General features: G+C 72.1%; 31 protein-coding genes. 12 read left to right on the top strand and 19 right to left on the bottom strand.

Annotated features, from left to right (window positions below):
- Nucleotides 1-26: 26 nt before the first annotated feature.
- Nucleotides 27-854: a hypothetical protein gene (locus tag ACIQK6_RS12420; protein WP_329100080.1), complete on the bottom strand. Its 828-nt coding sequence runs from the start codon at nucleotides 852-854 to the stop codon at nucleotides 27-29.
- Between the two features lie 125 nt (nucleotides 855-979).
- Between ACIQK6_RS12420 and ACIQK6_RS12425 the strand changes: the two genes are divergently transcribed.
- The 3 genes from ACIQK6_RS12425 to ACIQK6_RS12435 all read left to right on the top strand — a co-directional run bounded on the left by ACIQK6_RS12425 (nucleotide 980) and on the right by ACIQK6_RS12435 (nucleotide 2,410).
- Nucleotides 980-1,468: an RrF2 family transcriptional regulator gene (locus tag ACIQK6_RS12425; protein ID WP_402694785.1), complete on the top strand. Its 489-nt coding sequence runs from the start codon at nucleotides 980-982 to the stop codon at nucleotides 1,466-1,468.
- Between the two features lie 69 nt (nucleotides 1,469-1,537).
- Nucleotides 1,538-1,936 carry a RidA family protein gene (locus tag ACIQK6_RS12430; RefSeq protein WP_329100079.1) on the top strand — a complete coding sequence of 133 codons (399 nt, stop codon included), beginning with the start codon at nucleotides 1,538-1,540 and terminating at the stop codon, nucleotides 1,934-1,936.
- Nucleotides 1,937-2,002: 66 nt separating this feature from the next.
- Complete coding sequence (locus ACIQK6_RS12435; protein ID WP_329100078.1) at nucleotides 2,003-2,410, top strand: hypothetical protein; 408 nt, start codon at nucleotides 2,003-2,005, stop codon at nucleotides 2,408-2,410.
- 85 nt (nucleotides 2,411-2,495) lie between these two features.
- Here the strand turns inward: ACIQK6_RS12435 and ACIQK6_RS12440 are convergent, their stop codons facing one another.
- From ACIQK6_RS12440 to ACIQK6_RS12465, 6 genes are all read right to left on the bottom strand, one after another.
- Nucleotides 2,496-2,696 carry a hypothetical protein gene (locus ACIQK6_RS12440; protein ID WP_329100077.1) on the bottom strand — a complete coding sequence of 67 codons (201 nt, stop codon included), beginning with the start codon at nucleotides 2,694-2,696 and terminating at the stop codon, nucleotides 2,496-2,498.
- A 57-nt stretch (nucleotides 2,697-2,753) separates the two neighbouring features.
- Entirely contained in the window at nucleotides 2,754-3,170 is a 417-nt protein-coding gene (locus tag ACIQK6_RS12445) for a hypothetical protein (protein WP_402694753.1), read from the bottom strand.
- Nucleotides 3,171-3,284: 114 nt separating this feature from the next.
- The gene (locus ACIQK6_RS12450) at nucleotides 3,285-3,884 is read right to left on the bottom strand and encodes a hypothetical protein (protein WP_329100075.1); all 600 of its coding nucleotides are present in this window, start codon (nucleotides 3,882-3,884) and stop codon (nucleotides 3,285-3,287) included.
- Between the two features lie 212 nt (nucleotides 3,885-4,096).
- Nucleotides 4,097-4,345, bottom strand: a complete 249-nt coding sequence (locus tag ACIQK6_RS12455) for a hypothetical protein (protein WP_329100074.1) — start codon at nucleotides 4,343-4,345, stop codon at nucleotides 4,097-4,099.
- A gap of 21 nt (nucleotides 4,346-4,366) precedes the next feature.
- Nucleotides 4,367-5,134 carry a CbtA family protein gene (locus ACIQK6_RS12460; protein ID WP_329100073.1) on the bottom strand — a complete coding sequence of 256 codons (768 nt, stop codon included), beginning with the start codon at nucleotides 5,132-5,134 and terminating at the stop codon, nucleotides 4,367-4,369.
- Nucleotides 5,135-5,176: 42 nt separating this feature from the next.
- On the bottom strand, nucleotides 5,177-5,392 hold the full coding sequence (locus tag ACIQK6_RS12465) for a CbtB-domain containing protein (RefSeq protein WP_329100072.1): 216 nt from the start codon (nucleotides 5,390-5,392) through the stop codon (nucleotides 5,177-5,179).
- Nucleotides 5,393-5,579: 187 nt separating this feature from the next.
- Here ACIQK6_RS12465 and ACIQK6_RS12470 point away from each other — a divergent pair, with 187 nt between their 5' ends.
- Nucleotides 5,580-6,050 carry a histidine phosphatase family protein gene (locus ACIQK6_RS12470; RefSeq protein ID WP_329100071.1) on the top strand — a complete coding sequence of 157 codons (471 nt, stop codon included), beginning with the start codon at nucleotides 5,580-5,582 and terminating at the stop codon, nucleotides 6,048-6,050.
- Nucleotides 6,051-6,115: 65 nt separating this feature from the next.
- Here ACIQK6_RS12470 and pucL read toward each other — a convergent pair whose 3' ends face one another.
- The 7 genes from pucL to ACIQK6_RS12505 form a co-directional block, all read right to left on the bottom strand.
- A complete protein-coding gene (pucL, locus tag ACIQK6_RS12475) occupies nucleotides 6,116-7,060 on the bottom strand; it encodes a factor-independent urate hydroxylase (RefSeq protein ID WP_402694754.1) in 945 nt (314 codons plus the stop codon).
- 281 nt (nucleotides 7,061-7,341) lie between these two features.
- On the bottom strand, nucleotides 7,342-8,691 hold the full coding sequence (locus ACIQK6_RS12480) for an aspartate aminotransferase family protein (protein WP_329100070.1): 1,350 nt from the start codon (nucleotides 8,689-8,691) through the stop codon (nucleotides 7,342-7,344).
- A gap of 64 nt (nucleotides 8,692-8,755) precedes the next feature.
- Nucleotides 8,756-9,583 (bottom strand): PaaX family transcriptional regulator C-terminal domain-containing protein, encoded by an 828-nt coding sequence (locus tag ACIQK6_RS12485; protein ID WP_402694755.1) that lies wholly within the window; start codon nucleotides 9,581-9,583, stop codon nucleotides 8,756-8,758.
- On the bottom strand, nucleotides 9,580-10,197 hold the full coding sequence (locus ACIQK6_RS12490) for a GNAT family N-acetyltransferase (protein WP_329100068.1): 618 nt from the start codon (nucleotides 10,195-10,197) through the stop codon (nucleotides 9,580-9,582). Before ACIQK6_RS12490 ends, ACIQK6_RS12485 begins: the two co-directional genes overlap by 4 nt.
- A gap of 122 nt (nucleotides 10,198-10,319) precedes the next feature.
- Complete coding sequence (locus ACIQK6_RS12495) at nucleotides 10,320-13,586, bottom strand: AfsR/SARP family transcriptional regulator (protein WP_402694756.1); 3,267 nt, start codon at nucleotides 13,584-13,586, stop codon at nucleotides 10,320-10,322.
- A gap of 124 nt (nucleotides 13,587-13,710) precedes the next feature.
- Nucleotides 13,711-14,082: a hypothetical protein gene (locus tag ACIQK6_RS12500; RefSeq protein ID WP_329100066.1), complete on the bottom strand. Its 372-nt coding sequence runs from the start codon at nucleotides 14,080-14,082 to the stop codon at nucleotides 13,711-13,713.
- 176 nt (nucleotides 14,083-14,258) lie between these two features.
- Nucleotides 14,259-14,462: a cold-shock protein gene (locus tag ACIQK6_RS12505; protein WP_030011983.1), complete on the bottom strand. Its 204-nt coding sequence runs from the start codon at nucleotides 14,460-14,462 to the stop codon at nucleotides 14,259-14,261.
- Nucleotides 14,463-14,915: 453 nt separating this feature from the next.
- On the opposite strand from ACIQK6_RS12505, the gene ACIQK6_RS12510 reads away from it, so the two are divergent.
- Nucleotides 14,916-15,281 carry a 5-carboxymethyl-2-hydroxymuconate Delta-isomerase gene (locus tag ACIQK6_RS12510; protein WP_402694757.1) on the top strand — a complete coding sequence of 122 codons (366 nt, stop codon included), beginning with the start codon at nucleotides 14,916-14,918 and terminating at the stop codon, nucleotides 15,279-15,281.
- Between the two features lie 63 nt (nucleotides 15,282-15,344).
- Here ACIQK6_RS12510 and ACIQK6_RS12515 read toward each other — a convergent pair whose 3' ends face one another.
- Nucleotides 15,345-16,085 (bottom strand): PP2C family protein-serine/threonine phosphatase, encoded by a 741-nt coding sequence (locus ACIQK6_RS12515; protein ID WP_402694758.1) that lies wholly within the window; start codon nucleotides 16,083-16,085, stop codon nucleotides 15,345-15,347.
- Nucleotides 16,086-16,360: 275 nt separating this feature from the next.
- On the opposite strand from ACIQK6_RS12515, the gene ACIQK6_RS12520 reads away from it, so the two are divergent.
- From ACIQK6_RS12520 to ACIQK6_RS12530, 3 genes are all read left to right on the top strand, one after another.
- Nucleotides 16,361-16,606 carry a hypothetical protein gene (locus ACIQK6_RS12520; protein ID WP_329100063.1) on the top strand — a complete coding sequence of 82 codons (246 nt, stop codon included), beginning with the start codon at nucleotides 16,361-16,363 and terminating at the stop codon, nucleotides 16,604-16,606.
- Between the two features lie 44 nt (nucleotides 16,607-16,650).
- The gene (locus ACIQK6_RS12525; protein WP_329100062.1) at nucleotides 16,651-18,021 is read left to right on the top strand and encodes an FAD-binding oxidoreductase; all 1,371 of its coding nucleotides are present in this window, start codon (nucleotides 16,651-16,653) and stop codon (nucleotides 18,019-18,021) included.
- A gap of 102 nt (nucleotides 18,022-18,123) precedes the next feature.
- The gene (locus ACIQK6_RS12530) at nucleotides 18,124-18,552 is read left to right on the top strand and encodes a hypothetical protein (RefSeq protein WP_329100061.1); all 429 of its coding nucleotides are present in this window, start codon (nucleotides 18,124-18,126) and stop codon (nucleotides 18,550-18,552) included.
- Nucleotides 18,553-18,631: 79 nt separating this feature from the next.
- On the opposite strand, the gene ACIQK6_RS12535 is transcribed toward ACIQK6_RS12530, so the two are convergent.
- Nucleotides 18,632-20,017 (bottom strand): chloride channel protein, encoded by a 1,386-nt coding sequence (locus ACIQK6_RS12535; RefSeq protein WP_329100060.1) that lies wholly within the window; start codon nucleotides 20,015-20,017, stop codon nucleotides 18,632-18,634.
- A gap of 55 nt (nucleotides 20,018-20,072) precedes the next feature.
- A complete protein-coding gene (locus ACIQK6_RS12540) occupies nucleotides 20,073-20,621 on the bottom strand; it encodes a potassium channel family protein (protein ID WP_329100059.1) in 549 nt (182 codons plus the stop codon).
- A gap of 113 nt (nucleotides 20,622-20,734) precedes the next feature.
- On the opposite strand from ACIQK6_RS12540, the gene ACIQK6_RS12545 reads away from it, so the two are divergent.
- The 3 genes from ACIQK6_RS12545 to ACIQK6_RS12555 all read left to right on the top strand — a co-directional run bounded on the left by ACIQK6_RS12545 (nucleotide 20,735) and on the right by ACIQK6_RS12555 (nucleotide 23,282).
- Nucleotides 20,735-21,124 carry an SHOCT domain-containing protein gene (locus ACIQK6_RS12545; protein WP_329100058.1) on the top strand — a complete coding sequence of 130 codons (390 nt, stop codon included), beginning with the start codon at nucleotides 20,735-20,737 and terminating at the stop codon, nucleotides 21,122-21,124.
- An 83-nt stretch (nucleotides 21,125-21,207) separates the two neighbouring features.
- The gene (locus tag ACIQK6_RS12550) at nucleotides 21,208-21,693 is read left to right on the top strand and encodes a MarR family winged helix-turn-helix transcriptional regulator (RefSeq protein ID WP_329100057.1); all 486 of its coding nucleotides are present in this window, start codon (nucleotides 21,208-21,210) and stop codon (nucleotides 21,691-21,693) included.
- 101 nt (nucleotides 21,694-21,794) lie between these two features.
- Nucleotides 21,795-23,282, top strand: a complete 1,488-nt coding sequence (locus tag ACIQK6_RS12555; protein WP_402694759.1) for an MFS transporter — start codon at nucleotides 21,795-21,797, stop codon at nucleotides 23,280-23,282.
- Here ACIQK6_RS12555 and ACIQK6_RS12560 read toward each other — a convergent pair.
- Together ACIQK6_RS12560 and ACIQK6_RS12565 are read right to left on the bottom strand one after the other, a co-directional pair.
- Nucleotides 23,245-23,673, bottom strand: coding sequence for a MarR family winged helix-turn-helix transcriptional regulator (locus ACIQK6_RS12560; protein ID WP_329100055.1), 429 nt, complete (start codon nucleotides 23,671-23,673; stop codon nucleotides 23,245-23,247). The two genes, ACIQK6_RS12555 and ACIQK6_RS12560, sit on opposite strands and share 38 nt — an antisense overlap.
- A gap of 27 nt (nucleotides 23,674-23,700) precedes the next feature.
- Nucleotides 23,701-24,543 (bottom strand): NAD(P)H-binding protein, encoded by an 843-nt coding sequence (locus ACIQK6_RS12565; protein ID WP_329100054.1) that lies wholly within the window; start codon nucleotides 24,541-24,543, stop codon nucleotides 23,701-23,703.
- Between the two features lie 99 nt (nucleotides 24,544-24,642).
- Between ACIQK6_RS12565 and ACIQK6_RS12570 the strand changes: the two genes are divergently transcribed.
- The gene (locus tag ACIQK6_RS12570) at nucleotides 24,643-25,113 is read left to right on the top strand and encodes a MarR family winged helix-turn-helix transcriptional regulator (RefSeq protein ID WP_329100053.1); all 471 of its coding nucleotides are present in this window, start codon (nucleotides 24,643-24,645) and stop codon (nucleotides 25,111-25,113) included.
- Nucleotides 25,114-25,135: the final 22 nt, after the last annotated feature.

A 25,135-nucleotide genomic window follows, 5' to 3' on the forward strand; every position in this document is an offset into this window, starting at 1 on the left:
TCTGCGCGTGTTGGTACCTTCCGAGCTTATGGGGTGCGGCGTAGTCGGCCCATCACCCATGCGGCGAGTGCGGCGCCGAGCCCGATCGCCAGCACCACCCAGGCGGTCGTGCGCAGGTACGCCGTGAGGGCGTCGTACACCGCCCCGGCGGCGGGCCGGTCGATGTCGGCGGGCAGGTCGTCCAGGGTGAGCCGGCGGCACACGTCCACCGCGAGCCACAGCAGTCCGGCCCCGACCGCTAGCCCCACTCCGGTGGCCAGGACGGCGCGCCGTCGGTGGACGGCGACGGCGATGGCCGCCGCGGCCAGGACCAGGGTCAGTACGGGGAGCCAGACGCCGGCGACCTGGAGCATGTGGAAGCCCTTCCGGAGAGCGGCGAGGTTGTCGTACTCCATGACCTTCACGGTCAGGTGGGTCACCGGGATGCGGTCGGCGAAGGGCACCTCGTCGGCGACGAGGTCGCCCCTGACCTGCGCGATGACGGGGGCGAGGTCGATGGTGAGGGCGTCGCCGTGGCCGGTGGTGAGCGCGTCGAGGAACGCGACGTGGGCGGCGCGGTTGGCCGCGTCCCAGGCGGTCCGGTAGGCGGGGGTGCCGGCGAAGGAGTGCAGGGCCTCGCCGAGCAGGGTGTCCACGCCGATCTGGAAGGGGCCCGCGTCGATCTGGCCGGCGAGGGCGCGGGTGACCTGGGTGACGACGACCTCCTGCACCTTCGGGTTCTCGGCGAGGGGGGACATGGCGGCGGTGTACCGGTCGGCGTTGCCCAGTTCGCGGTCGGCCCAGTACGCGACGGCGCTCGCGGGCACCAGAAGGGCCACGAGCACGATGAGTACCGTCGACAGGATGGTGCGCACGTCACCAGGGAATGCGGACGCGGGGCCGGGCGCGAGCGGTGTTGCTGCGGGCGGGTGGTGGGCCGTCGGACGGAGCGGCACCCTTGCGCCGATAATCCTGGATATTTAATATCCAGATTATGAAGATGAGCGAGGGCGTCGAGTGGGCGCTGCACAGCTGCGTCAACCTGGCCTGGAGCGGCCCGGACCGTGCCGTGTCGGCGGCGCGTCTCGCCGCCTGGCACGACCTGCCCGCGGCCTACCTCAACAAGCAGCTCCAGGCACTGGCTCGGGCGGGCGTCCTCACCTCCACCCCCGGCCCCCGGGGCGGCTTCCGGCTGGCCCGCCCGCTCGACGCCATCTCGCTCATGGACGTGGTCGCCGCCGTCGAAGGGCCCGAGCAGGCCTTCCGGTGCGCGGAGATCCGGCAGCAGGGGCCCGGCGCCGGCGAACCGGCGGACTCCGCCCCGGAGAAGGGCGCCGCCGACTGCGCCATCGCGCACGCCATGACACGGGCCGAACTGGCCTGGCGCAGGGCACTGGCGGCCCAGAACCTCGACGAGATCCGGCAACAGGCCGAACGGCAGGCCCCCGAGGCCCCCGAACGGCTCCGTGCCTGGCTCGCCGCACGGTAGCCGCACCACGGAGCACACGGAGCACCACACCGCACGTACGGAAACGGAAACGGAAAAAGGGAGCTCGGCATGACGCGCAGCATCATCAACCCGGCAGGACTCCACACCCCGACCGGATACGGCTACAGCCACATCGTCTCCGCACCCGGCGAGCAGGTGTTCATAGCCGGGCAGTACGGCTCCGACGAGCACGGCCACGTCGTCTCCGGGGACTTCGCCGACCAGGTGGAGCGGGCCTTCGCCAACCTCCGTACCGCCCTCGCGGCCGTCGGCCTCGGCCCCCTTGACGTGGTCCGCATCGGCACCTACGTCGTCGGCCACGACCAGCAGAAGCTCGAGGTCCTGCTGAAGCAGCTGCACGCCACCTGGGGGACCGAACTGCCCGCCCAGACCCTGATCGGCGTTGCCGCGCTGGCCCTGCCCGACATGCTCTTCGAGATCGACGCGGTGGCCGTGCGCACGCCCTGACCGCTGATCCACTTGCCGCCCGGGGGCGGCGGGTGTGCCCTGGATGATGGGAGAGAGGAGCCCGTCATGGCACATGCGGCACCCAGCGCCTTCGGGCGGCAGCGCCGGCAGACGGCGAGCAAGACCCACCTGCACAAGAGCGCGTTCGTCGGGCCCGTGCTCCTCGGACTCGTCTACGGATTCTGGGCCGCTTTCATCGAACGCCAGGCGGGTCCGGTGACCACGGCCAACGTCTTCTTCGGGATCCTGTGCGGCGTGGTCTTCGCAGGGATCATGTTCGGCCTGGCCAGGGTCGGTCCCCGGATGATGCGCGAGGTCCACGCCGCCGCGTACGGAGCCTTCGGCGGCATCGCCGTGGGCTACCTGCACAGCCTCACCGACCAGTCGATCCTCAAGGCCGTGGTGGTGGGCCTCGCCGTGGCCGCGGGCGTCGGTCTGGCGGCGTTCTACCGCTACTACACGCACGAGGACTGAGCACGAGGACCGAGCCGGTCGCACGGCCGGGACGCGCCGGGAGCGCCGGTTGCCCCCCGGCGCTCCTGGCGCGTCCGCGCGGTTCCTACGCGGCCGGATCCGCCGGGGCGGTCGGCTGAGGTTCGCTCTCGGCCTCGACGGCCGTGGCCGTGGCGGTGGCCGTGGCCGTGGCCGTGGCCGTGGTCTTCGGCGACGCGGCCGGCTCGGTCTGCCGGACCGGCGGGGAGAACCGGGTGACCTCGGCGCGGAGCATGGCGTTCAGTGCGGCGTACGGGTCGATGGGCATGGCGGAACCTCACGGTGCTCAAGGGGGTGTGGGGGCTGCGTTCGGACCTCGGTCCGCTCAGCAGCGCAGCACCACGCTCCGCACCGCCCGCCGGGACAGGGCCGGTTCGGCCGCCTCCGCGGCGGGCCCGCACGCCGGGGCAACCGCATGTTCCACGTGAAACACCGCGAGCGGTCCCCGCCGTACGCTGGACAGCCCGCGCGTGACCGTCCGTACGGCCGCCCGCGCTTCGGGATCAGGGGCCGGAGCCGGATCGGACTGGCCCTCGCCGGGTTCGGGAGACTCTGCCGGGGCGCCCGGGGCGCCCGGGGCGCCCGGGGCGCCCGGCGCGACGGGCGCGGAGGACGTCGCGGGGCGGAACTCGGCCGCTTCGGCGCCGGCCGGACCGGCTCCGAAGACGCACAGCAGCACGACACAGGCCACGGTCAGAGCCCTGGCCAGTGCCGAACGCGCGTGGTGCCTCCCGCCGCTCATGCGAGGGGTCTGCCCCGCCACGCCGGACGACTCCCGGGTGGACCCCGAGAAGCCCCCGACCGGGGGACGAAGACACCCCCCTCGGCTGACAGGACGTCGCCCGATCCGGTGGTCTCAGCGAGTGCGGCGCTGCCCGGTCAGCCGGGCCAGTACGGCGGTCTCGCCGCCGACCACCCGCAGTTGGGCCCGGCCGTGCGCGCCCTCGTGGCCGGAGGCCCTGCCCGGTGAGATCCGTACGATGGTGAACACGGCCGTACGACTGTCCGCCCGGGGGATCTCGATGGTCCGGCCCCGCCGCAACTCGTCGAGGCGAAGCCCCGCCACCGTCACCACGGCGGTCCCGGCCGTACCCGGTGCCGGACTCCCGGTGTCCCAGGCGTACTCCGTACGGCCGCCGGTCAGCGGTACGTCCACGTCCAGGCTCGGAATGCGCAGCCGCAGCGGGCGGGCGGCCCGCAGGGGTCCGGTGACCGTGCGCAGCGGCCCGTGGGCGGCGCTCGGGGACCGGGTCCCCGTGCCGGCGGCGTGTTCGCCGGACTGTTCCAGCTCCCGCACCAGACGGCGGTGGCCCGACAGCCCCAACGCCCGGGAGGGCAGCGCGTCGTCGGTGGTCACGGCCGCGGGCCGGGCACCCTCGGTCCGTTGCAACGCCGCGATGCCGGTGGACAGCAGGACCACCGTCAGCGAAGCGACGGCCCACTTGGCGCGGGGCATGGGATTCCCTCCAGTCCGGCTCGGGCGGCCGGGTCATGTGAGCAGTGGACACCTCCTCTGCCCGTCGGTACTCCGTGCAACACGGTGGACTGACGTGGCGTCACGGGCGTGTCGTCGCCCGATCGGGGAGTCTTCGCAGTTCGCGAAGGGTCCGTCGGCCGGATGCCCGGGGTGGTGCCCATGCGCCCGAACGGGTGAGGGGCCGAACGCTCCTAACCACACATGACGAGGGCGGCCGCGCCCGCCCCCATCAGCGCCCCGGCCAGGTGTACGGCCGGGTGGCCGTAGTCGCCGTACCAGAGGTGGCGGGCCAGGCCGCCCAGTGCGGCCAGCGCGGCGATGATCCCGATCTGGCCGAAGAGCGTCACGGCGCAGCAGGGGGCCAGGAGCAGCAGGAGCGAGTTCAGCCAGAACGGGGCCGCACCCGTCCAGCCCCGCCATTGCCTGATCGCCGTCGCCATGTACTACCGGCCCCCTCGTGCTCAACTCGTCGGCTGCACAGCCTCCTTGGGTCCGGGGGCGGGCACAAGGGCTCGTTCGGCTAGAAAACCGAAAGCCAGGCCGAAAGTCGTCCACAGTGCCGTCTGGATGGCCAGGGACGCGAGGCGGAACTCCCAGATCAGCGCGGCGGGGAAGCCCGGAGGGACCTCGTTGATGCCGGGCAGCAGGGCGTAGGAGAGGCCGATGGCCAGGGCGAAGGCCGCGCCGGCGACGACCGACGCGTTCCAGTTGCCGAGCTTCGGTGCGAGCCGTCGCCCGAGGATCAGCGCCCCGGCCGCCAGCAGCACGCTCAGGGCGATCATCAGGAGGTAGAGGGCGGTCCGCCGGGCGGCGGTCCCGGGATCGCCCACGGCGGGGGGATTGGCGGGGTACTTGAAGAACGGCACCAGCGTCACGGTGACGTACAGACCCCCGGTGACCAGTGCCGCCGTGGCCCGCGAGCCGAAGCGGCCGATGCGGCCCAGGGCGAAGCAGTAGACGAGCGCGGCGATGCCGCCGAGCGCCACCGCGTAGAGCAGGACGCCGGTACCGAGCCCGGCCGTGGCCTGGAGGGCCCGGCTGACCGGCGCGTCCTCACCGTGGTCGTGACCGGCCGCGGCGGCTTCCTCGATGGCGATCGCCGCGTCCACCTTGGACTCACCGAGGAGGTAGGCGACGAGGAAGGCGGCCACGCCGGCCAGCAGGCCGGCGAGCATGCCGCGGACGAGCAGGGTGCGGGGGGAGACCCCACCCGGAGAAGGGGAAGTCATCGTTCTGTTCCCTTGCTGAGACGTCGGTCACTGGCAGGGGAATCAGTGGCAGGGGAAACCGAGCAGGTGGCGGCCGTCGTGCAGCCACTCGTGGATGGTCTCCCCTTCGAAGACCGAGGTGGCGCCCTGCTCGGCGCCGACGAAGTACAGCAGGACGAGCATGAGGACGCCGACGAAGACGGCCCAGGGGGCCAGCGCGGAGAGCGAGATGGGGGCGACGGCGGGTGAGTTCGTCGTGGGCACGGCGGAGTGGGCCATGGCAGAACCTCCAGAGGGAACACGCGTCCCGGTCAGTGGTGCTCGCTACGACGGTGGCGGGTCTGACTTTCCTCCCCTCCGGGAGGCTTCACAGTGGCGCGACCGTGCCGGATTCTCACCGTGCTTCCGTCGTTCCGTCGTAAGTCAATTGAACCATTTGTGACCGTACCGCGCTTACGCTCCCCTTATGAAGACCCCGTTGGTACGAGTTCGGCTCATCACCTTCCCGCTGGACGCAGCCGCCCGCCAGGGCCGCTTCGGTCACGCCCGGCCCTGCCCGGGCCACGAGGGGCTGCGCGGTCTGGCCACGGGTGAGTGGGCCGGGCGCACCCTGGACGAGGTGGCGGGCCGGGACCCGGCGGCCGTGCACGCCTGGCTGTCGGATCCCGCGTACGCGCCACCGGGCGGGGAGTCCGTGGACGCTCTGATCGCGCGCGTCGGGGCGGAGCTGGCGGGCCTGGCCGAGGGCACGCACCGGGTGGTGGTCGAGCAGGCGGTCGTCCGGGCGGCCGTGGTGCACGCCCTGGAGTTGCCCGCGGCGGCCTTCTGGCGGCTCGACGTGCGGCCGGAGTCGGTGACCACCCTCACCGGGCGGTCGGGGCGCTGGAACCTGCTGGTCGGGCAACCGCAGGACGAGCAGGAGCAGGACGGGCCGTAGCGGGCGAAACGGTTCGGCCCGGACCCCGCGACGCGGTCCGGGCCGAACGGGCGTTCACCCGTGCGTCAGGCGACGATCCAGTCGGACGTCGCGATCACCGGCTGTACGCCGTCGCGGTGGATGGTGCCCTCGATCAGGCCGTACATCCGGTCCGCCGCGAAGTAGACCTCGTTGTCGTTCTTGAGGCCGAAGGGCTCCAGGTCGACGAGGAAGTGGTGCTTGTTGGGGAGGTTCAGGCGCACCTCGTTGACCTTGGCGCAGTTGTCGAGCACCCGCTCGGCCATCTGGTTCAGGGTCTGCTGCAGCGAGTACGAGTAGGTCTCCGCGAAGGCTTCCAGCAGGTTCTTGCGGACCTTCTTGTAGGCCTGGTCCCAGTCGTAGCCGGCCTCGTCGGCGGCCAGCGCCGAGTGCGCCCAGCGCGCGGTGACCTTGGTCGCCAGGATGCGGTCGTACGCCTCCTGCAGGGTCGTGTACTTGTCCTTGATGTAGCCGTGGAACTCGGAATTGGTCGAGTTCATCACCGTCAGGTCCTTCAGACCCGAGATGACCTGCAGGCCCGTCGTCTCGCTGTAGGTGATTTGCGCGGTGCGCACCTCCTGGCCCTTGCGGACGAAGGAGTGCTGCTCCTTGCGCGTGGGGACCGGGATGCGGTCCCACACGTACTCCTCGATGCGGATCTGGGCCTCGCGGATCGGCTGCTGCGAGGAGACGAAGTGCTTGGCGAGCAGGATGCCGAAGGCCTCGGGAGAGTCGATGCCGTGCTCCTTGCCGAAGGCGTACACCGTGTTCTTGGTGGTGTCCGTCGGCAGGCAGTTGGCGTTGTCGCCGGTGAGGTGGACGTCGCGGAATTCGCCGCGGAGCGCGACCGAGACGTTGAGGTCGCGGATCTCGTGCCAGGAGCCTCCCCCAGACTCCGTCTGGGAGGTGCCCCCTGCGCCCTTGCGGGTGACCTTCACGATGCGGTTCTCGGCCTTGCCGTACTGGTTCTGGGCCAGGACGTGCTTGCTCATGCTGTCTTCCTTCGGGTACTCGGGAACACGGAGTCCGGTGGTCTGGATCCCGTACGCCCGGCGTCCAGCGCCCGCCCGAATCAAGGCGTCCCGCTCCCCGCCGTTCGGCCCCTCGCGGAGGGACCGCCCCGGGCCTGACGTGCATCCCGGTTCGTAGGTGCTTGGCCTGTTGTGTGTCTTACGGCCTGCACGGATTGCAGCATGCGCACGGAGGGTTGATCCCCGTACGGATCCTCCGAACACCAGCCCCCTCGCCTTGGGCGACCCCACAGAAGCCCAGGTCAGGCCGTGTGTGCATCCGCCACAGTGAGGGCTTCGTCGAGGATCTCCAGCCCCTTGGCGACGTCCTGCGGTGAGATGTTGCACGGCGGCGCGATGTGGATGCGGTTGCCGGCGATCAGCGGCCAGAGCCCGCCCTTCTTGCAGGCGGCCCCGAACTCGGCCATCGGGGCGTTGTCCGCCCCGGAGGCGTTGTACGGGACCAGCGGCTCGCGGGTCTCCTTGCTCCGCACCAGTTCCAGGGCCCAGAAGGTGCCGAGCCCGCGGACCTCCCCGACCGAGGGGTGCCGCTCGGCGAGCGCGCGCAGGCCGGGGCCGAGCAGCTCCGCACCCGTCCGGGCGGACTGTTCGACGATGCCCTCCTCCTCCATGACGCCGATGGTCGCGACGGCGGCCGCGCAGGCCAGCACGTGCCCGGAGTACGTGAGGCCGCCCGGGTAGGGCCGGCGGGCGAAGGTCTCGGCGATGGCGGCCGAGATGGCGACCCCGCCGAGCGGGAGGTATCCGCTGGTCACGCCCTTGGCGAAGCAGATCAGGTCGGGGGTCACATCCCAGTGCTCGGAGGCGAACCACTTTCCGGTGCGGCCGAAGCCGACCATGATCTCGTCCAGGACGAAGACGATGCCGAAGCGGTCGCACAGCGCGCGCACGCCGGCGAGGTAGCCGTCCGGGTGCACGAGCACGCCCGGGGCGCCGCCGACGGTCTCCAAGATGATCGCGGCGATGGACTGCGGTCCCTCGAAGACGATGGTGTCCTCGAGGTGGCGCAGGGCCCGCTCGCACTCCTCGGCCCCGGTGGCCGCGTAGAAGGGCGAGCGGTAGGCGAACGGCCCCCAGAAGTGCACGACACCGGCGGTCGCGGAGTCGTTGCCGAAGCGCCGGGCGTCGCCCGTCAGGTTGATCGCGGTGGAGGTGGCGCCGTGGTACGAGCGGTACGCGGACAGCAACTTGGGCCGACCGGTGTGCAGCCGGGCCATGCGGACGGCGTTCTCCACGGCCTCGGCGCCGGCATTGGTGAAGAAGATCTTGTCGAGGTCGCCCGGGGTGCGCTCGGCGATCAGCCGGGCCGCCTCGGAACGCACGTCGACGGCGAAGCCGGGCGCGACCGTGCACAGCTTGGCCGCCTGTTCCTGGACGGCCGCGGTGACCTTCGGGTGCTGGTAGCCGATGTTCGTGTAGACGAGGGCGCTGGAGAAGTCGAGGAAGCGGTTGCCCTGGTAGTCCCAGAAGTACGAACCCTCGGCGCCGGCCACGGCGAGCGGATCGATGAGCTCCTGCGCCGACCAGGAGTGGAAGACGTGCTTCCGGTCAGCGTCTTTCACGGCGGCGAGGGCGTCGGCTTCTGCGTTCATGAAACGAGCGTAGTTGTCCATGATGTGGACGGGGCGGGGGTCGGTCCCGGGCGTCCGCGCCGGGTCAGGTCAGGGCCTCGCCGTACAGGCGGAACAATCGGGGTCCGGTGGCGGCGGCGGCGGCCCCCAGCGCAGCCCAGGCCTCCGCCGCCGCCGCCCGGGCCGTCGTCCCCAGCCACGGCTGCGGCAGCAGCTCCGGGGGGAGCAGCGGATCGGGGAGCATCGCGGCGGAGAAGGCGGCGGCCAGCGTCACGGCGTGCGCCAGCCCGGCGGGCCGGCCGGGCAGGGCCGGCTGCTCCGCGAGCGCGCGGAGCTCCCCGTACCGCGCCGCTATCTCCGGCAGCGGCCACAGCCGCTCCGCCAGGGCCCGCGGGTCCGAGGTGCCGCCCACCGCCAGGTCCCGCGTGCTCAGGCAGGTCAGCGCTTCCGCGAGGCCCAGCTCCGCCGCGTGCGCCCGTACGTACGGCCCGATCGCATTCGGCGTGACGTACAGGCCGCCCTGGACCGGCGCCGCCCCCAGCCCGGTCAGTGCGTCCCGCAGGGAGTCCCGGGCGGCCCGCGCGGATTCCGGTACGGCGAAGGCGAAGGCGTGCCAGAGTCCGTCCCACGGCTCCAGACCCCGGTCCTGCCGGTAGGCGTGCCGGACGAACTCCACCTCCGGTACGAGCGGCAGCCCGGCCCCCGGCTCCGCTCCCGCCAGGCGCAGCACGGCCCGCCGGCCGCGGCCCTCGAGCGTGAACCGGCCCTCGGTGACCAGCCGCTTCACGCACAGCCGCACCTGCTGGTCGGTCATCCCGAGCAGGGCTGCGACCTCGTACAGCTCCTCGCCCGCAACCGTCCCGTCCTCCCGGACCAGGGCGTGCACCACCATCCGCGTGGGGATCCCGCTCATCGCGCCGCCACCTCCTTGTGCATCGTCGTCACGCCCCCGAATCCCAGTACGTCCCGCAGCCAGGGCGTGCGCTGCACCCGTACCGCCCGGAACCCGTGCTTCTCGTAGAGCGTCCGCGCCCGCGGGTTCTCCGCGACCACGTCCAGCCGGATCCGCCGGCACCGCTGCTCCACGGCGATCGCCTCGATCTCCCGCAGCAGCAGCCCGCCGATGCCCCGGCTCCGCTCGGCACGGTCCACGGCGATGCCGTCCATGACCAGCTCGCCGCGGGCCGGGGTGCGTTCCAGCAGCGCCAGCAGGACCACCCGGTACAGGCCCCGGACCCGCCCGTACTGGGCCATGACCGCGGCCGCGTCGCCACCGACCAGGCCGCGCCCGGCCAGCTGGTAGCCCGCCACGCCGATCACCCGGCCGCCCCCCTGGCCGTCGCCGCCGGACAGCGCGGTCACCGCCCGGTCCGCGTGCAGGTGCCCGGCGATGAACCTCCGTCCAGCCTCCGCGGGGCCGAGTGCGAGGCCCAGCTTTCCCCCGAAGGCCTCCCAGTACAGCTCGGCGACGCGCGCGGCGGCCCCCTCGGGCAGCCCGCGCCGTACTTCCACGCTCTCCGTCGGCATGCGTGCAAGCGTAGTACGGTCACTGACACAACGATCGTTTTTGCAATGGGCGAATGTGTGTGTGAATTCCCGCCGGGGAATCCGGAGCCGCAGCTAACCGAGCCGCCTGCGTCCGCGGGAGCTCAACCGTTCAGGGTGACCCGCGCGAGGTCCCCCGCGGCCGCCGGCCGCGGCGCGTCGCCGGCGTCCTCGTACCGCGCGTACTCCTCGAACGCGTCACCCAGCGCGGCGCGCGCCGCACCCTCCACCCGGGCCGCGTCGGGGCGCGAGTGGTCCGGCCCGCCGCGCACGGCGAGGGCCGCGGCCAGCAGCCGGGCCGCCTCCCGCGGCCGGTCCAGCCGGACCGCCTGGTCCGCGACGCCCACCAGCACCTGGGCGAGCGTCGGCGCGTGACCGCAGGCCACGGCCAGCTCCAGCGCTTCGGCGCGGTGGGCTCGGGCGGCGGCCAACTCGCCGTCCGCCGCGTCCAGGTACGCGAGGGAGTCGAGCACCACCACCTCGAACACCGGGTGCACGGCGACCTCGCGCACCGCCTCCCTGGCCCGCGCCAGTTCGGCCCGGGCCGACGCCGGCTCGCCGTTCCAACGCGCCAGGTCCGCCTTGCCGTGCGCCATCATGGCCAGCGCCTCGGGCCAGCCGGCCGCCACCGCGTCCCGCTCCGCCCGGGCCATCACCGCCGCGCTGCCCGCCGGGTCCCCGGCCAGCCCGCGCAGCTGCGCCTGCCTGACCCAGGCGTACAGCCGGTCCTCGACGACACCCAGCTCGCCGATCACCGCCACGGCCTCCTCGTAGTGGCCGATCGCCGCGCGGTGGTCGCCGAGCCGGGCCACCAGGTCGGCCAGCAGCGTCAGCGCGAAGGAGGTCCCCCAGCGCTCCCCGAGCCCGCGGAACCCGGCCAGGGCCGCCTCGATCGAGGCCCGCGCCCGTGCGGGTGGGCCGCCGGCCCCGAGCAGGGTCTTGGCACCCTCCAGCCGGGCCTGCGCGCGGACCCAGGGGTCCTCGTCGGTCAGCAGCCCCGCCCACGCGTCCGGCACGGCCGATTCGCCCCCCTCCGCACCGCGCAGCAGCCGTTCCAGCGGCTCCAGGAAGCGGACCACCGGATGCCGGCTCCCGCTGCGTGCGGCGAGCAGCATCCCCTGGCGGAGCAGTTCCCCGGTCCGCCGGTCGTCACCGAGTCCGGCCGTGGCGAAGAGCACCGCCAGTGCGCAGGCCACGGCGCGGGCCGCGTCGTCCCCGTCCGCCCCGGCGTCCCCGTCGGCCGCGTCTGCTTCGTCCGCCGCGTCCGGGACGGGCAACGCGAGTGCCCGCGCCGCCAGTTCGGCGCCCTCCGCCTTGTGCCCGCCGAGCCACCAGTACCAGCCGGCCGCCGCCACCATCCGTACGGCCGCCCGCGCGTCGCCCGCCGCGATCGCGCCGCGCAGCGCCGCGGCCAGGTTGTCGTGCTCCTCGGTCAGCCGCCCGAGCCACTCCAGCTGCTCCGCCCGCCGCAGGTACGGGTCCGCGGTCCGGGCCAGCCCGGTGAAGTGGGCGGCGTGCGCGCGGCGGAGCACTTCCCGCTCACCGGCTTCTTCGAGTCGTTCCAGCCCGTACGCACGGATCGTCTCCAGCATCCGGTAGCGCCCGTCGCCCGCCGTCACCAGCAGGGACTTGTCGGTCAGCGAGGTGATCAGGTCGAGCACGTCGTACGCCTCGACCGGGCCGCCCGCGCAGACCTCCTCGGCCGTCTCCACCGTGGCGCCGCCGGGGAAGGCGGCGAGCCTGCGCAGCAGTACCCGCTCGGCATCCGTCAGCAGTTCCCAGCTCCAGTCGACCACCGCGCGCAGGGTCCGGTGCTGGCGCGGAGCCGTCCGCGCGCCGCCCGTCAGCAGTCGGAAGCGGTCGTCGAGCCGGGCCGCGAGCTGCTCGGCGCTCATCGTGCGCAGTCGGGCCGCCGCCAGTTCGACGGCCAGCGGCATTCCGTCGAGGGCCCGGCAGATCCGGGTCACGGCCGGGGCGTTCGCCTCGGTGACGGCGAAGTCGGAACGGGCCGCCGCCGCACGGTCGTGCAGTAGCTGCACCGCCGCGTACGACAGGGCGTGCGCCGCGTCGGCGTCCCGGGGCGGGAGGGGCAGCGGCCGCACCGGCCACAGCGCCTCGCCGGTGAGACCGAGCGGCTCCCGGCTGGTCGCGAGGATGCGCAGCCCGGGGCACGCGCCGAGCAGCCGGTCAGCGGTGCGGGCGGCCGCTTCGACCAGGTGCTCGCAGTTGTCGAGGACCAGCAGCGCGGTACGGGTGCGCAGGGCCGCGGCGAGCCGGTCCAGCGGGTCACCCGCTGCGGGCGCCTGGTCCCGCAGGCCCAGCGCGTTCAGGACGGCGGGCGCTACGTCGGCCTCCGCGCCCAACGGTCCGAGTTCCACCAGCCAGACGCCGTCGGGGAATCGGGCGAGCAGGGGGCGGGCGCTCTGGACGGCCAGCCGGGTCTTTCCGGCACCGCCGGGTCCGATGAGCGTGGTGAGCCGGAACCGGCTGATGAGGGAGTCGATGTGGCCGAGGTCCTCGTCCCGGCCCACGAAACTGGCCAGTCCGGCCCGTAGGTTGGTCGGTGGCGACGGCGACGGCGAGGGCGACGGCGACGGCGGTGGCGCTCCGGCGGGCGCGGGCGGCGGCCCCGCGGGGACCTCGACCTGTCCGCGCAGTACGGCGGTGTGCAGGGCGGACAGTTCGGGGGAGGGGTCCGCCCCGAGCTCTTCGGCGAGGACCTCGCGCGCGTTCCCGTAGGCGGTGAGCGCCTCGGCCGGCCGTCCGGCCGCGACGAGGGCCCGCATCAGCGCCCCGACGAGCCCTTCCCGCAAGGGGTGTTCGGCGACCAGGGCCGTCAGCTCGCCGGTCAGCTCCCGGCCGCGTCCCGCCCGTAGGTCCGCTTCGATCCGGTCCTCCAGGGCGGCCATCCGCAGCTCCGACAGCCGGGTGACCGGGGCCCGGAAGGGCGCGGAGGCCGCGACGTCCAGCAGGGCCGGGCCGCGCCACAGCTCCAGGGCCTCGCGGAGCAGGCGCGCCGCGGCGGCGGGGTCCCGGGCCAGTGCCCCGCGACCTGCCGAGGCCAGCCGTTCGAAGCGGACCACGTCCACCGCGTCGGGTTCGACGACCAGGCGGTATCCGGCCGGGTGCGCTTCCACCGCTGCGCCGGGCAGGGCCCGGCGCAGCCGGGACACCAGTGCCTGAAGGGCGTTGGTGGCGCCGGCCGGTGGAGCGTCGTGCCAGATCCCGTCGACCAGGAGCTCGGAGGCGACCACCCGCCCCGGTTCGAGCGCCAGCAGGATCAGCAGTGCCCGCAGGCGGGTCCCCCCGACTCCGACGCCGCTTCCGTCCTCGCCCCGTACGTCCAGGGGCCCCAGCATCGAGATCCGCATGGCGACATTGTGCGGGGCCGTTCGGCGGCGTTGCCATTCCATCGTCCGGCTCGGGTCATCGAGGACGGCCCCCGCGGGTGAATTGCGGACGGCCGTCCTCCGTGGTGCCGGGGCGGAGGGTGGGCTATTTGTCGGAGTAGCTGAAGTCCCCGACGGTCCAGGCGCTGACGTCCTTGACCGCGATCCGGTACATTCCGCCGGTCTCGGGGATGCCCAAGGTGCCCTGGAGGATGCGCGCCACGTGGAAATGAAGGTGTGAGGGTGCTTCGGCCCGCTGTCTGTCGCCGCGTCCGGGAGAGCTGAAGACCTCGGCGAACGGGCCCAGCTGGTCGGAGTCCCGCAGGACCTCGGCCACCCGCTGGCGCCAGACGCTCTCGGGGGCGAGACGGCCGGTGATGACGGCGCCGTGGACCACGACGGTCAGGGACATCTGATTGGTCTGCTCCGACTCGACCATGGCGGCGAGATCGAGGAGCAGGTCGTCAGGGATCGACATGGGCACGGACTCTAGCAAGCGCGCTCGCCCACCGGCCGGGCTTCCGAGGAGTGGCCTGTTCGGGGCGCTCGGGGAGGAACGGACGGCCGAGGCCCGCACCCCAGGGTGCGGGCCTCGGCCGCGTCAGCGCGCCGACGCGGGCGCCGGCGTGGACCTCGAACGTCAGGCGTCGGGCGTCAGGCGGGAACGATGTTCTCGGCCTGCGGGCCCTTCTGGCCCTGCGTGACGTCGAAGGTAACCTTCTGGCCTTCCTGAAGCTCACGGAAGCCGGAAGAGGCGATGTTCGAGTAGTGGGCGAAGACGTCGGCGCCGCCGCCCTCCTGCTCGATGAAGCCGAAGCCCTTTTCCGCGTTGAACCACTTCACGGTGCCAGATGCCATATGAATTCTCCTTTGGGGCAGTGCCCGGACCCGCACTGTGCGGGCCCGGTGTCGCCGTGATGATTGGCCCGACCGGAACGAGTAGATTTCACTGCATGCACCGGAAATGAAAAGTGCGCCCACCGAAAATCTGGTGAGAGCACTTGTAAGTTTTTGGGAACCACAACTGCAACGGACGTCACGTTAGCACAGCGGGTGTCGGCGGCCAGGGAAATTTCGGCGTGCCCCACTCGTAATTCTGCACCCGAGTGGCGGAAATGTGAAACGGAAAATCATATAAATGGCGGAACGTTTTTCGTGGCCCCTTCCCGCCCGTTGCCGTGGTGCCGCCCCGAGGACGATGTCCGGTACTCGCCCCTGGTGGGGCCGGCTCGGTTACCTTCACTCACGTACCCGCCGACCGGCGCGGGACCGGGGCCCGGCGCCCCGCATCCGTAGAGCAGGGAGCGCCCCGTGCCCCACGCAGTCGTCGATTATTCGGACTCGTTGACCGGTGCCTTCGACCGCCGGGCGTTCGCGCTCGAACTGCACGCGCTGGTGGCCGAAATCCTCGACACGGCGATCGGCAACTGCAAGACGCGCTTCCACCGGCTGGAGGAGTCCGTCGTCGGGGAGGGCACCGACGGCCGGGCGGTGGTCGTGCACGTCGAGATGGCCATCGCCCGGGGCCGCACGGCGCAGACCAAGTCGCGCCTGACCCGAGCGGTGCTGGAGCTGGTGGAACGCCACACGGCGAAGGCCACCGGCCTGGAGGTCCACGCCTCCGTGGACGTACGGGACCTGGGCGAGGCCTACACCAAGAGCGTGGCGACCCCGTGATGCGCACCGGTGTGGCGGCCTCAGACGCACTGACAGCGCCTGCGCGGCTGCGCGCCTGCTCGGCTATGCGCCGATGCGCAGCAGCGCGAGCGTGATGTTGTCGGGGCCGCCGGCGTCGATGGCGGCCCGCCACAGCTCGAACGCGGCCCGGCCGTCGTCGTGCACCCGCAGCAGCCCCTCGATCTCCTCGGTCGGCACCGGGTCGGTCAGCCCGTCGCTGCACACCAAGTAGCGGTCGCCCTCGGCCACCGAGAAGGCCTCGATGTGGGGGGTGATCTCGTTGTACCCGCGGGTGCCGCCGAGGACCTGGGTGACCGCGGAGGTGGTGCGGTACCCGGGGGTCGGCGGCGGGCTGTCGTCCACGCTGATCTGGCGCAGCCCGTCCTGCGCCGCGTGGAAGACCTTGCTGTCGCCGACGTTGAACATGAGCAGCGAATCCGCCAGGACGAGGGCGCCCGCGACCGTGGTCCCCATGGTGGCCAGCTCCGGCCGGCCCTCGGTCGCCGAGTACACGGCGCGGTTGCAGATGCTCAGCGCGTCACCGACGGCTTCCGGGCCGTCCAGCGTGGGCCCGAGCGAGGAGAGCTGGCGCACCACCAGCTCGCTGGCGATCTCGCCGGCCGGCTGGCCGCCGAGGCCGTCGGCGACCGCGACGACGAGCGGCCTGCCGAAGGGGAAGACCAGGGTCTGCGGATTCTGGGTCACGGTCCCGCACAGGGTCCACGGTCCGATGACGAGGCTGTCCTCGTTGTGCTCGCGCACCAGCCCCACGTGACTCAGGGCGGTCACAGCTATGTACGGCACCTCGACGTCCCGCCTCTCGGCCCTCGCAACGGCTCCGGCTACGGCTACGCCTACGGCCATGGCGACAGCAACGGCTACGGCGACGGCAGCGCAACGGCACGCGCGTCCGTCCCCACCATTGTCGCGCCGCTCCGGCATGCGGGCTCCGGCGCGCCGGAGCACCCTGGTCGTGGAGCCGCCTGTTCCCCGACCGGCGGCCCTGCGAGGAAGGACTGCCGCAGATGTTCGCGAGGCTGAGCACCTACCAGGGATCACCGGTCCCCGCGGAGGGAGACGTGACCGCGAATTCGGAGGCGATTGTCAGGCAGGTCCAGGACGTTCCCGGATTCCGGGGCGCCTACTACCTCGTCGACCGGGCCACGGGCGTGGCCAAGTCGCTGACCTTGTGGGACGACGAACGGACCATGTTGGACAGCGAGGAGCAGGCCGCCCGGATCCGCGAGCAGACCGCGCAGCGGGAGGGCCAGCGGATCGTTTCGGTCGAACGCTTCGAGGTGGGCTTCAGCCACCTGCAGCCGTAGTACGACGCAGCGTGGAACGACGCGATGCACGAGGAGCGATGGCCATGGGCAAGCTCTCGATCGACCAGTTGCGAGAACGGGTACGCGGGGCGGTGGTCACCCCGGACGACGAGTCCTACGACGAGGCGCGCAAGGTCCACAACGCCATGATCGACCGGAGGCCGGCGGCCGTCGTGCACTGCGCCAACGCGGGCGACGTCATGGCCACGGTCGACTTCGCCCGCGAGAACGGGCTCGACCTCGCGGTGCGCGGCGGCGGGCACAGCGTGCCCGGCTTCGGTACCTGCGACGGCGGCGTGGTGGCCGATCTGTCCGGGATGCGGGGCGTCCGCGTCGACGCCGCCGGGCGCACGGCCCGCGCGGAGGGCGGGGCGACCTGGGGCGACTTCAACGCGGCCACGTACGCCTTCGGGCTGGCCACGACCGGCGGGATCATCTCCACCACTGGCGTCGGCGGCCTCACCCTCGGCGGCGGCATCGGCTACCTGGCCCGCGGACTGGGTCTGAGCTGCGACAACCTGCTCTCGGCCGATGTGGTGACCGCGGACGGCCGGCTCGTGGTGGCGAGCGAGGAGGAGAACGCCGACCTCTTCTGGGCGCTGCGCGGCGGTGGTGGCAACTTCGGCGCGGTGACCTCGTTCGAGTTCCGGCTGAGCCCCGTCAAGGACATCTACGGCGGACCGATGCTCTTCGAGCTGGAGGACGCTCCCACCGTGCTGCGCTCCTTCGCCGACCTCATCGCCGACGCGCCGGAGGAGCTCGGCGGCTTCCCGGCCTTCCAGATAGCCCCGCCGCTCCCGTTCATCCCGGAGGACCGGCACGGTGACACCTTCGCGCTGATCGTGGCGTGCTGGTCCGGGCCGCTCGACGCGGGGGAGCGCGCCGTCGGAGCCTTCCGGGACTTCGCGCCGGTGGTCGCCGAGCACGTGGGCCCGATGCCCTACCCGGCGCTCAACAGCGCCTTCGACGCGCTCGTACCGCCCGGCCTCCAGCACTACTGGAAGGCCAACTTCGTCACCGAGCTCACCGACGACGTGATCGACGCGCACCTGCGGCACGCGCCGGGCCTGCCCGCCGTGAACTCGACGGTCCACATCTACCCGATCAACGGCGCCTGCCACCGCGTCGCGCCCGACGCGACCGCCTTCGCCTACCGGGACGCCTCGTTCGCCACGGTGATCGCCGGCATGTGGCCCGACCCCGCCATCAACGAGTCCGCCACCGCCTGGGTGCGCGACTACTACGAGGCGACCGCCCCGCACTCGGAGGAGGGCGGCTACATCAACTTCATGGCCGACGACGACCAGGACCGGATCCGGACCAACTACAAGGGCAACTACGACCGGCTGGTCGCGGTCAAGCGCGCCTACGACCCGGAGAACCTGTTCCACCTGAACCAGAACATCCGGCCCTGAGGCGCGGCGGTGCGGATGCGGAGTCATCCTTCATCTGCATATTTTTGCCGGGTGTACCGGAAAGTCCGGTACACCCGGTTCGTCAGATTGAGGAAGGCCCCCATGAAGCGTTTCCCGGTGATCGGTGTGCTCTGCGTCGGCGCGATTCTCGGTCTCTCCGCGTGCTCCGACGACAGCAGCTCGCCCGCGGAGGAGGCCTCCCAGGCCGCGGCGGACCTCTGCACCGACCTGAATGCCCTCAAGGCCGACAACGCCAAGCTGAAGGCCCTCGACCCCGCCAACGCGACCAAGGACCAGGTCAAGGACGCCTACGAGGCCGTCCAGAAGGACTGGGCCAACGTCAAGGAGAACGCGAACCAGCTGAAGGACGCCGAGCGCGCCGCCGTCCAGTCGGCTGCCGAGAACCTCAAGAAGAGCTACCAGGACCTGCCCGGCGACACGACCGGCAAGGACGCGCGCACCCAGTTGCAGCCGCAGATCGAGCAGTTGGACCAGGCCGCCGCGGCCGCCGCCACCGGCCTGCGCTGCTGACGACCGGTCGGCCGGTCGCGAACGGGGAGGACCCCGCCCGGGACGCCGGGCGGGGTCCTCCCCGTCTGCGACCGGTTGCTTACGTCGCTGCGGGCTCGGCGGGTGCGGCACGCTTCGCGGGTACGGCGGGCAGCTCGGGGATCGGGGGCCCCACGGGCAGCAGCTCGGTGACCACGAAGGCGACCACGGACGCGATGATCACGACGGGGATCATCGCGGTGCCGCCGAGCATCAGGACCACCATCACCACGCTGCTCACCGGCAGCCGCAGCGCGCTGGCGGCGGTCGCCGCCATGCCCGCCCCCATGGCGGGCACGATGCCGAGACCGGGCAGCGGCCCGAGCAGGACGCCCGCCACGGCGCCCAGACACAGGGCCGGGAAGACCGGTCCGCCACGCAGGCTGCCGAGGCAGATGGCGTAGCCGACGCCCTTGAAGAGGAGGATGCCGATCAGCGCACCCACGCCCCAGGCGTGCGGGTCGGCGGCCAGCCTGCCGATCAGTGCCTGGCCCGACCCGGTGACATCGGCGGGCGTGAGGCCGGTGATGAGCGCGTAGAGGCTGGCGCAGGCGGCGGCGGCCAGCGCGCACTGGACGGTCCGTAGGAGGGGGCGTTCGAGGACGTACGCGGCGATCACGCGGGCGCCGGTCAGTACGGGGTGCAGGGCGAGGGCCAGGGCCGCGGCGATGAGCACCGCCCAGAGCACGTCCGGCACGTCCAGGTGGGGCACGGGTACGCCCAGTTCGAGCTTCAGGCTCCCGATCGGCAGTCCGGTCCAGCGTCCGAGGCCCGTGAAGACCAGGTCCCCGACTCCGGCGGACAGCAGGGACGGCAGCATCACGGTGAACAGTTGCGGCCCGCCCACGCCCGCCACCTCGATCAGCAGCACCGCGGCGATCAGCGGATTCCCGAAGATGGTGGCGATCGCCGCCGCGGCTCCCGCGGCGCCCACGAGCGCGGTGCCCTGCGGGGTCACCGGTGCCTGCGCGAGGTTGCGGAAGAGCAGGGCCAACCCGCCGCCGAGGGCGATCAGCGGGGCCTCCGGACCCAGGACCGCGCCGAGCGGCAGACTTGCGACCGCCGCGATGATGACGCCGGGCAGGGCGCCGGCCGAGGCCCCACCGGTGTGCAGGCCGCCCGCGGGGAGGTGACCGCCGTTGCCGCGCATGTGCGGGACGACCAGGCCGACCACGACACCGGCGACGAGCAGCAGGGGCAGCGGCCACCACCAGGGCGGAGCGTCCCAGCCCAGGGCCTCGGGGAAGTCCGTCCACATCAGGTGTTCCATCTTGTGCAGCGCGGCGAGGAACCAGAACGACGCGAGGGACACGGGGATGCTGATGAGGGCGCAGAAGAACAGCAGCTTGAGGTATCCGGGGCTGCGGAGGGTCTGCCTCAGGACGTCGGCCTCCTGCGGCTGCGTTCCGCCGGGGGGCGGCTGCGATCGAGGGCGCGACTGCGGCATGGCTCACTTCCTTTCCGCTTCCTCGATGGTCCACCTCGGGGGCGCACTTCGCCGCTCAGGGCTCGTCGTCCGGGTCGGGGGTCTGCGAACTGCGCCTGTGCATGCCGATTTTGACCGCGCCGACGAGTGCTTTGGCGATCACTCCGATGAGGATCAGGTCGGCGACCATCTGGGCGGTGACCAGCACCCGGCTGCCCTGGTCGGTGGCGACGATGTCCCCGAATCCCACGGTGGCGAAGGTGGTGATCGTGAAGTAGAGGGAGTCCGTGCGGGACAGCGGCTCCGAGAACGAAGCGGGGTCCTGCGTCGCGAGCAGGTAGTACGTCGCGGAGAACAGCAACAGGAACAGCGGTACGCCGGTGGCCATCGCCTCCAGGGCGCGCATCCGCGGGAACTGGGCACGCGAGACGGCGTTGATCTGCCAGGCCGTCAGCAGGCCGAACACCGCCAGGCCGAGGACGAGCGTCAGGACGGTGGTGATGCCGAACCCGCCCTCCAGGGGCGCGACGTAGTAGAGCCCCGTGAGCAGGGCGACCGAGAGCACCGAGCGCAGGAGGTGGCCCAGCAGGACGCGGCGGCGCTGGTCGGCTGCGTTGCGTTCCATGCCTTCAGGAGAACGGCCCGGAGCCCGGAGCGCGACCGGAGCCGGTCCTCCGCATGCGGACCGCCGGGGTCGCCTGTATGAATGAAGGACCACGTGCATGATCGGAGTGGAGCATGGACGACTACCCGCTTCTCAACTTCTTCTGGACGATGCTGTGGTTCTTCGTGTGGGTCATGTGGTTCTTCCTCCTCTTCAAGGTCATCACGGACATCTTCCGTGACCACACCCTTGGCGGCTGGGGGAAGGCGGGCTGGCTCATCCTGGTGCTGGTGCTGCCGTTCATCGGCATCTTCGTGTACCTGATCGCCCGTGGGCGCAGCATGCACGAACGGGACCGCAAGCAGGCCGAGGACCAGCAGGCGGCCTTCCGTGCGTACGTGCAGCAGACGGCCGGCGCCGGGTCGGGCTCGGCGGACGAGCTGCACAAACTCTCCGCCCTCAAGGACAAGGGCGACATCACCCAGGAGGAATTCGACCGGGCCAAGGCCAAGATCCTGGCCTGAGCGGTAGCGGTGGGGCCCGAGCGGTAGCGGTAGTTCGGTTGTCGATAATCCGCGACGGATCGATTCTCGTTACCCTGGTGGACATGACGGCCATGGCACCCACGCGCACCGAACCGGACCTGTCCTTCCTCCTGGACCACACCAGTCACGTGCTGCGCACGCAGATGAGCGCGCGGCTCGGCGAGATCGGACTCACCCCGCGGATGCACTGCGTGCTCGTCCACGCCCTGGAGGGGGAGCGCACCCAGGCGCAGCTCGCCGAGATCGGCGACATGGACAAGACCACGATGGTGGTCACCGTCGACGCGCTGGAGAAGGCCGGTCTCGCCGAGCGCCGGCCCTCCAGCACCGACCGCCGGGCCCGGGTCATCGCGGTGACCGAGGAGGGGGCGAAGGTCGCGAAGGAGAGCCAGAAGATCGTCGACCAGGTCCACCAGGGCGCGCTCGGCGCTCTGCCCGAGGATGAGCGCGAAGTGCTGCTCCGGGCGTTGAACCGCCTGGTCACGGGGCATCTGGAGACTCCCGTCGAGGGTTCACGGCCGGCCCGGCGGGCGCGCCAGAAGGGGTAGTGGGGAGCGGTCGCCCCAGTAGTGGATCCGTAAAAGATAGTCTGCAACAAAACTATCTGTTACGGTCCTTCCTGTTGCCTCCAACGACAGGAGAGACCGCCGTGCCCACCACCGCCACCACCCCCTCCCCTTCCGCTCCCCCCGCGCGTTCGCGCCGGCTCGCCCTCGGCGTGTTGGCCACCGGAATGCTGATGACGATCCTCGACGGCAGCATCGTCACGGTCGCGATGCCGGCCATCCAGGGCGACCTCGGCTTCACCCCGGTCGGGCTGAGCTGGGTCGTCAACGCCTATCTCATCGCCTTCGGTTCGCTGCTCCTGCTCGCCGGCCGCCTCGGCGACCTGATCGGCCGCAAGCGGATGTTCCTGGCTGGTACCGCGGTGTTCACCGCCGCCTCGCTGCTGGCCGGGCTCGCCACCTCGCCCGAGGTCCTGATCGCGGCCCGGTTCCTGCAGGGCGCCGGTAGCGCGATGGCCTCCGCCGTCAGCCTCGGCATCCTCGTCACCCTCTTCGCGGAGCCGCGCGAACGAGCCGGAGCCATCGGGGTGTTCAGCTTCACTGGCGCCGCCGGCGCCTCGATCGGCCAGGTCCTCGGTGGTGTCCTCACCGACGCACTGACCTGGAACTGGATCTTCTTCATCAACCTGCCCATCGGCATCGCGGTGCTCCTCGTCGCCCTCCCGGCCCTGCCCGGCGACCGGGGGCTGGGCCTGCGGGCGGGCGCGGACGCCCTCGGCGCGCTGCTCGTCACGTCCGGTCTGATGCTCGGTATCTACACGGTCGTCAAGATCCAGACCTGCGGGGCGACTTCGGCCCGCACCCTCGGGTTCGGCACCCTCGCGCTCGCCCTGCTCGCCGGCTTCCTCGTCCGCCAGGCCACGGCCCGCAACCCGCTCGTGCCGCTGCGCGTCTTCCGCTCGCGCAGCGTCCTCGGCGCCAACCTGGTCCAGATGCTGATGGTCGCCGCGCTGTTCTCCTTCCAGATCCTCGTCGCGCTCTACCTGCAGAACGTGCTCGGATACTCGGCGTCCGGGACCGGTCTCGCGATGCTGCCGGCCGCCGCCGTGATCGGACTGGTCTCGCTCACCGTCTCGGCCCGTCTGAACTCCCGCTTCGGCGAGCGCAAGGTCCTGTTGGCCGGTCTGGTCCTGCTGGTCGGCGTACTCGGTCTGCTGACGCGCGTACCCGGTCGGGCCGAAGAGGCGGACTACCTCACCGACCTGCTCCCCGTGATGCTGCTGGCCGCCGGCTTCGGCCTCGCCCTCCCCGCGCTCACCTCGCTGGCCATGTCCGGCGCGAAGGAGTCCGACGCGGGCCTGGCCTCCGGGCTCTTCAACACCACCCAGCAGATCGGCATGGCGTTGGGCGTCGCGGTCCTCTCCACCCTGGCCGCCTCCCGCACGGAGTTCCTCACCGCGGCGGGTGCTCCCGTCCCCGAGGCGCTGACCGGCGGCTACCACCTGGCCTTCGCGGTCGGCGCCGCGCTGATCCTGGCCGCCCTCGGCATCGCGGCCACCGTCCTGCGTCGCCCGAAGAGCACCCCGCGGCCGGTCACGGCCGAGCTGCGGACCCCTCTGGCGACCCGGTGAGGTTGCGGGTCATGCGCTCCAGGACGGTGACGGCGGTGACGTACTCCTCGCGCGTGATCCCGGCCGCCGACCGTTCGCGGAAGTCGGCCACGCGGCGGGCCACCTCGGCGAGGTGGGCGCGGCCGTCGTCGGTCAGGGCGAGGCCCTCCGGCCGCGGGCGGGTCACCCAGCCGCCGGCGAGCACCGAGGCGACGGCCGAGTCCAGCGCCGCGGTGTCGGCGCCCGTGGCCAGGGCGGTCCGGACGGCGGAGTCGGTGGCCCGCGGATCGTCCTTGACGGCATTGAGGACCTGCCAGCCGAGCCGGGTGAGGCCGAAGTCGGCCAGTGCCGCGTCCATGGACGCGGTGAGGGCCTGGTCCGTGCGGTTGAGCCAGTAGCCGATGGGCTTCATGTCCTGCTCCTTCGGAAGGTGGGCGGATCAGTGGCCGGTGAAGGCGTCCGCGTTCTCGCGGGCCCACTGCCGGTAGGTGCGGGCGGGTACGCCGAGCAGGGTCTCGGTGGTCTCGCCGATGACGGCGGGGCCGTGGTCGGCCGCCTCCCACAGGTCGAGCAGGGAGGACGCCATCGGGGCGGGCATGTGCCGGCCCATCTGCTCCTCCGCCTCGGCGCGGGTGATGCGTTCGACCGGGACCGTACGGCCGAGGGTCTGCGAGAGGACGGCGAGCTGCTCGCGGAAGGAGAGCGACTCGGAGCCGGTCAGGGTGAGTGCCCGGCCGGTGAGGGAGTCCCCGGTCAGGGCCAGGGCGGCGATGTCGGCGATGTCCTCGGGGTGGATGGGTGCGATCTGCGCGTCCGGGTAGGCGAGCTGGACCGGCATCGACCGGCCGACGGGCCAGGCCCAGCCCAGCGAGTTGCTGGCGAAGGCATCAGGGCGCAGGAACGTGCAGGTCAGACCGGAGTCTGCGAGGGCGCGCTCGACCTTCAGGCTGTGGCTCGCGAGCGGATCGTCCTCGGCGTCCGGGGCGAGCACCGAGGACGAGGAGAGCAGGACGACGTGCTCGACCCCGGCGGCCTCGGCGGCCTTGATCAGGTCGTGGATACCGGCGGGCTCCGGATAGAGGAAGACCTGGCGGACGCCGCGGAGCGCGGCGGCGAAGGTTTCCGGCCGGTCCAGGGCGAGCTCGGCGGTCTCGATGCCGGCCGGGACGGTCAGTTCGGCGGGGCGGGCGCTCGCGGCCCGGACGGGGAGACCGGCGGAGTGCAGGCGGTCGATGACGGCCCGGCCGACCTTGCCGCGCGCACCGGTGATGAGGATGGTCACGAGAGCTCCATTTGTTCGTAGATGCATATGCATGCTTGCATGCACACGTTTTCGCGTCAACACATGTTTGCGCGAGCTCACGTATGTACGATGAGGGGCATGACCAAGCAAGAGCCGGCGACCGACGAGGAAGTGCTGGACGCCGTGGGCCCGGCGTTCGGGAAACTGCGGCGCTCCTCGCTCCTGGAGGTCGAGAACCCGATCTCGCAGAAGGACCTCAGCCGCACCCTGGTCCTCAACATCGTCCTGGAGGCCGAACAGGGCGACGGCCGCGAGATCACCGTCGGCGCCGTGGCCGAGTACCTGGCCGTCGACCCCTCGGTGGCCAGCCGCATGGTGTCCGACAGCATCTCGGCCGGCTACCTCGTCCGCGCCGCCTCCCAGCAGGACGGCCGCCGCACGATCCTTCACCTCAGCCCCGAGGGCCGGAACATGATGGACCGCTTTCGCCGGCACCAGCGCGCGGCCTTCGAGTACGTGACGGCCGACTGGAGCGAGCGCGACCGCCTCGACTTCGCCCGCCTCATGCTCAGGTACGTCGACTGCCAGAACGCGCTGCGCCACCGCTGACGCCCGCCGGCCGACTGCCGGA

It is taken from the genome of Streptomyces sp. NPDC091682 (assembly GCF_044756625.1).
Lineage (GTDB): Bacteria > Actinomycetota > Actinomycetes > Streptomycetales > Streptomycetaceae > Streptomyces.

Excerpts from the sequence above, each read along its gene's own strand:
- ACIQK6_RS12440 (WP_329100077.1), bottom strand. The coding sequence starts at position 2,696 with ATGCCCATCGACCCGTACGCCGCACTGAACGCCATGCTCCGCGCCGAG.
- ACIQK6_RS12445 (WP_402694753.1), bottom strand. The coding sequence starts at position 3,170 with ATGAGCGGCGGGAGGCACCACGCGCGTTCGGCACTGGCCAGGGCTCTG.
- ACIQK6_RS12500 (WP_329100066.1), bottom strand. The coding sequence starts at position 14,082 with ATGTCGATCCCTGACGACCTGCTCCTCGATCTCGCCGCCATGGTCGAG.
- ACIQK6_RS12450 (WP_329100075.1), bottom strand. The coding sequence starts at position 3,884 with ATGCCCCGCGCCAAGTGGGCCGTCGCTTCGCTGACGGTGGTCCTGCTG.
- ACIQK6_RS12425 (WP_402694785.1), top strand. The coding sequence starts at position 980 with ATGAGCGAGGGCGTCGAGTGGGCGCTGCACAGCTGCGTCAACCTGGCC.
- ACIQK6_RS12430 (WP_329100079.1), top strand. The coding sequence starts at position 1,538 with ATGACGCGCAGCATCATCAACCCGGCAGGACTCCACACCCCGACCGGA.
- pucL (WP_402694754.1), bottom strand. The coding sequence starts at position 7,060 with ATGAGCAAGCACGTCCTGGCCCAGAACCAGTACGGCAAGGCCGAGAAC.
- ACIQK6_RS12485 (WP_402694755.1), bottom strand. The coding sequence starts at position 9,583 with ATGAGCGGGATCCCCACGCGGATGGTGGTGCACGCCCTGGTCCGGGAG.
- ACIQK6_RS12505 (WP_030011983.1), bottom strand. The coding sequence starts at position 14,462 with ATGGCATCTGGCACCGTGAAGTGGTTCAACGCGGAAAAGGGCTTCGGC.
- ACIQK6_RS12525 (WP_329100062.1), top strand. The coding sequence starts at position 16,651 with ATGGGCAAGCTCTCGATCGACCAGTTGCGAGAACGGGTACGCGGGGCG.
- ACIQK6_RS12550 (WP_329100057.1), top strand. The coding sequence starts at position 21,208 with ATGACGGCCATGGCACCCACGCGCACCGAACCGGACCTGTCCTTCCTC.
- ACIQK6_RS12455 (WP_329100074.1), bottom strand. The coding sequence starts at position 4,345 with ATGGCGACGGCGATCAGGCAATGGCGGGGCTGGACGGGTGCGGCCCCG.
- ACIQK6_RS12530 (WP_329100061.1), top strand. The coding sequence starts at position 18,124 with ATGAAGCGTTTCCCGGTGATCGGTGTGCTCTGCGTCGGCGCGATTCTC.
- ACIQK6_RS12465 (WP_329100072.1), bottom strand. The coding sequence starts at position 5,392 with ATGGCCCACTCCGCCGTGCCCACGACGAACTCACCCGCCGTCGCCCCC.
- ACIQK6_RS12470 (WP_329100071.1), top strand. The coding sequence starts at position 5,580 with ATGAAGACCCCGTTGGTACGAGTTCGGCTCATCACCTTCCCGCTGGAC.
- ACIQK6_RS12535 (WP_329100060.1), bottom strand. The coding sequence starts at position 20,017 with ATGCCGCAGTCGCGCCCTCGATCGCAGCCGCCCCCCGGCGGAACGCAG.
- ACIQK6_RS12545 (WP_329100058.1), top strand. The coding sequence starts at position 20,735 with ATGGACGACTACCCGCTTCTCAACTTCTTCTGGACGATGCTGTGGTTC.
- ACIQK6_RS12460 (WP_329100073.1), bottom strand. The coding sequence starts at position 5,134 with ATGACTTCCCCTTCTCCGGGTGGGGTCTCCCCCCGCACCCTGCTCGTC.
- ACIQK6_RS12560 (WP_329100055.1), bottom strand. The coding sequence starts at position 23,673 with ATGAAGCCCATCGGCTACTGGCTCAACCGCACGGACCAGGCCCTCACC.
- ACIQK6_RS12570 (WP_329100053.1), top strand. The coding sequence starts at position 24,643 with ATGACCAAGCAAGAGCCGGCGACCGACGAGGAAGTGCTGGACGCCGTG.
- ACIQK6_RS12495 (WP_402694756.1), bottom strand. The coding sequence starts at position 13,586 with ATGCGGATCTCGATGCTGGGGCCCCTGGACGTACGGGGCGAGGACGGA.
- ACIQK6_RS12490 (WP_329100068.1), bottom strand. The coding sequence starts at position 10,197 with ATGCCGACGGAGAGCGTGGAAGTACGGCGCGGGCTGCCCGAGGGGGCC.
- ACIQK6_RS12480 (WP_329100070.1), bottom strand. The coding sequence starts at position 8,691 with ATGAACGCAGAAGCCGACGCCCTCGCCGCCGTGAAAGACGCTGACCGG.
- ACIQK6_RS12435 (WP_329100078.1), top strand. The coding sequence starts at position 2,003 with ATGGCACATGCGGCACCCAGCGCCTTCGGGCGGCAGCGCCGGCAGACG.
- ACIQK6_RS12540 (WP_329100059.1), bottom strand. The coding sequence starts at position 20,621 with ATGGAACGCAACGCAGCCGACCAGCGCCGCCGCGTCCTGCTGGGCCAC.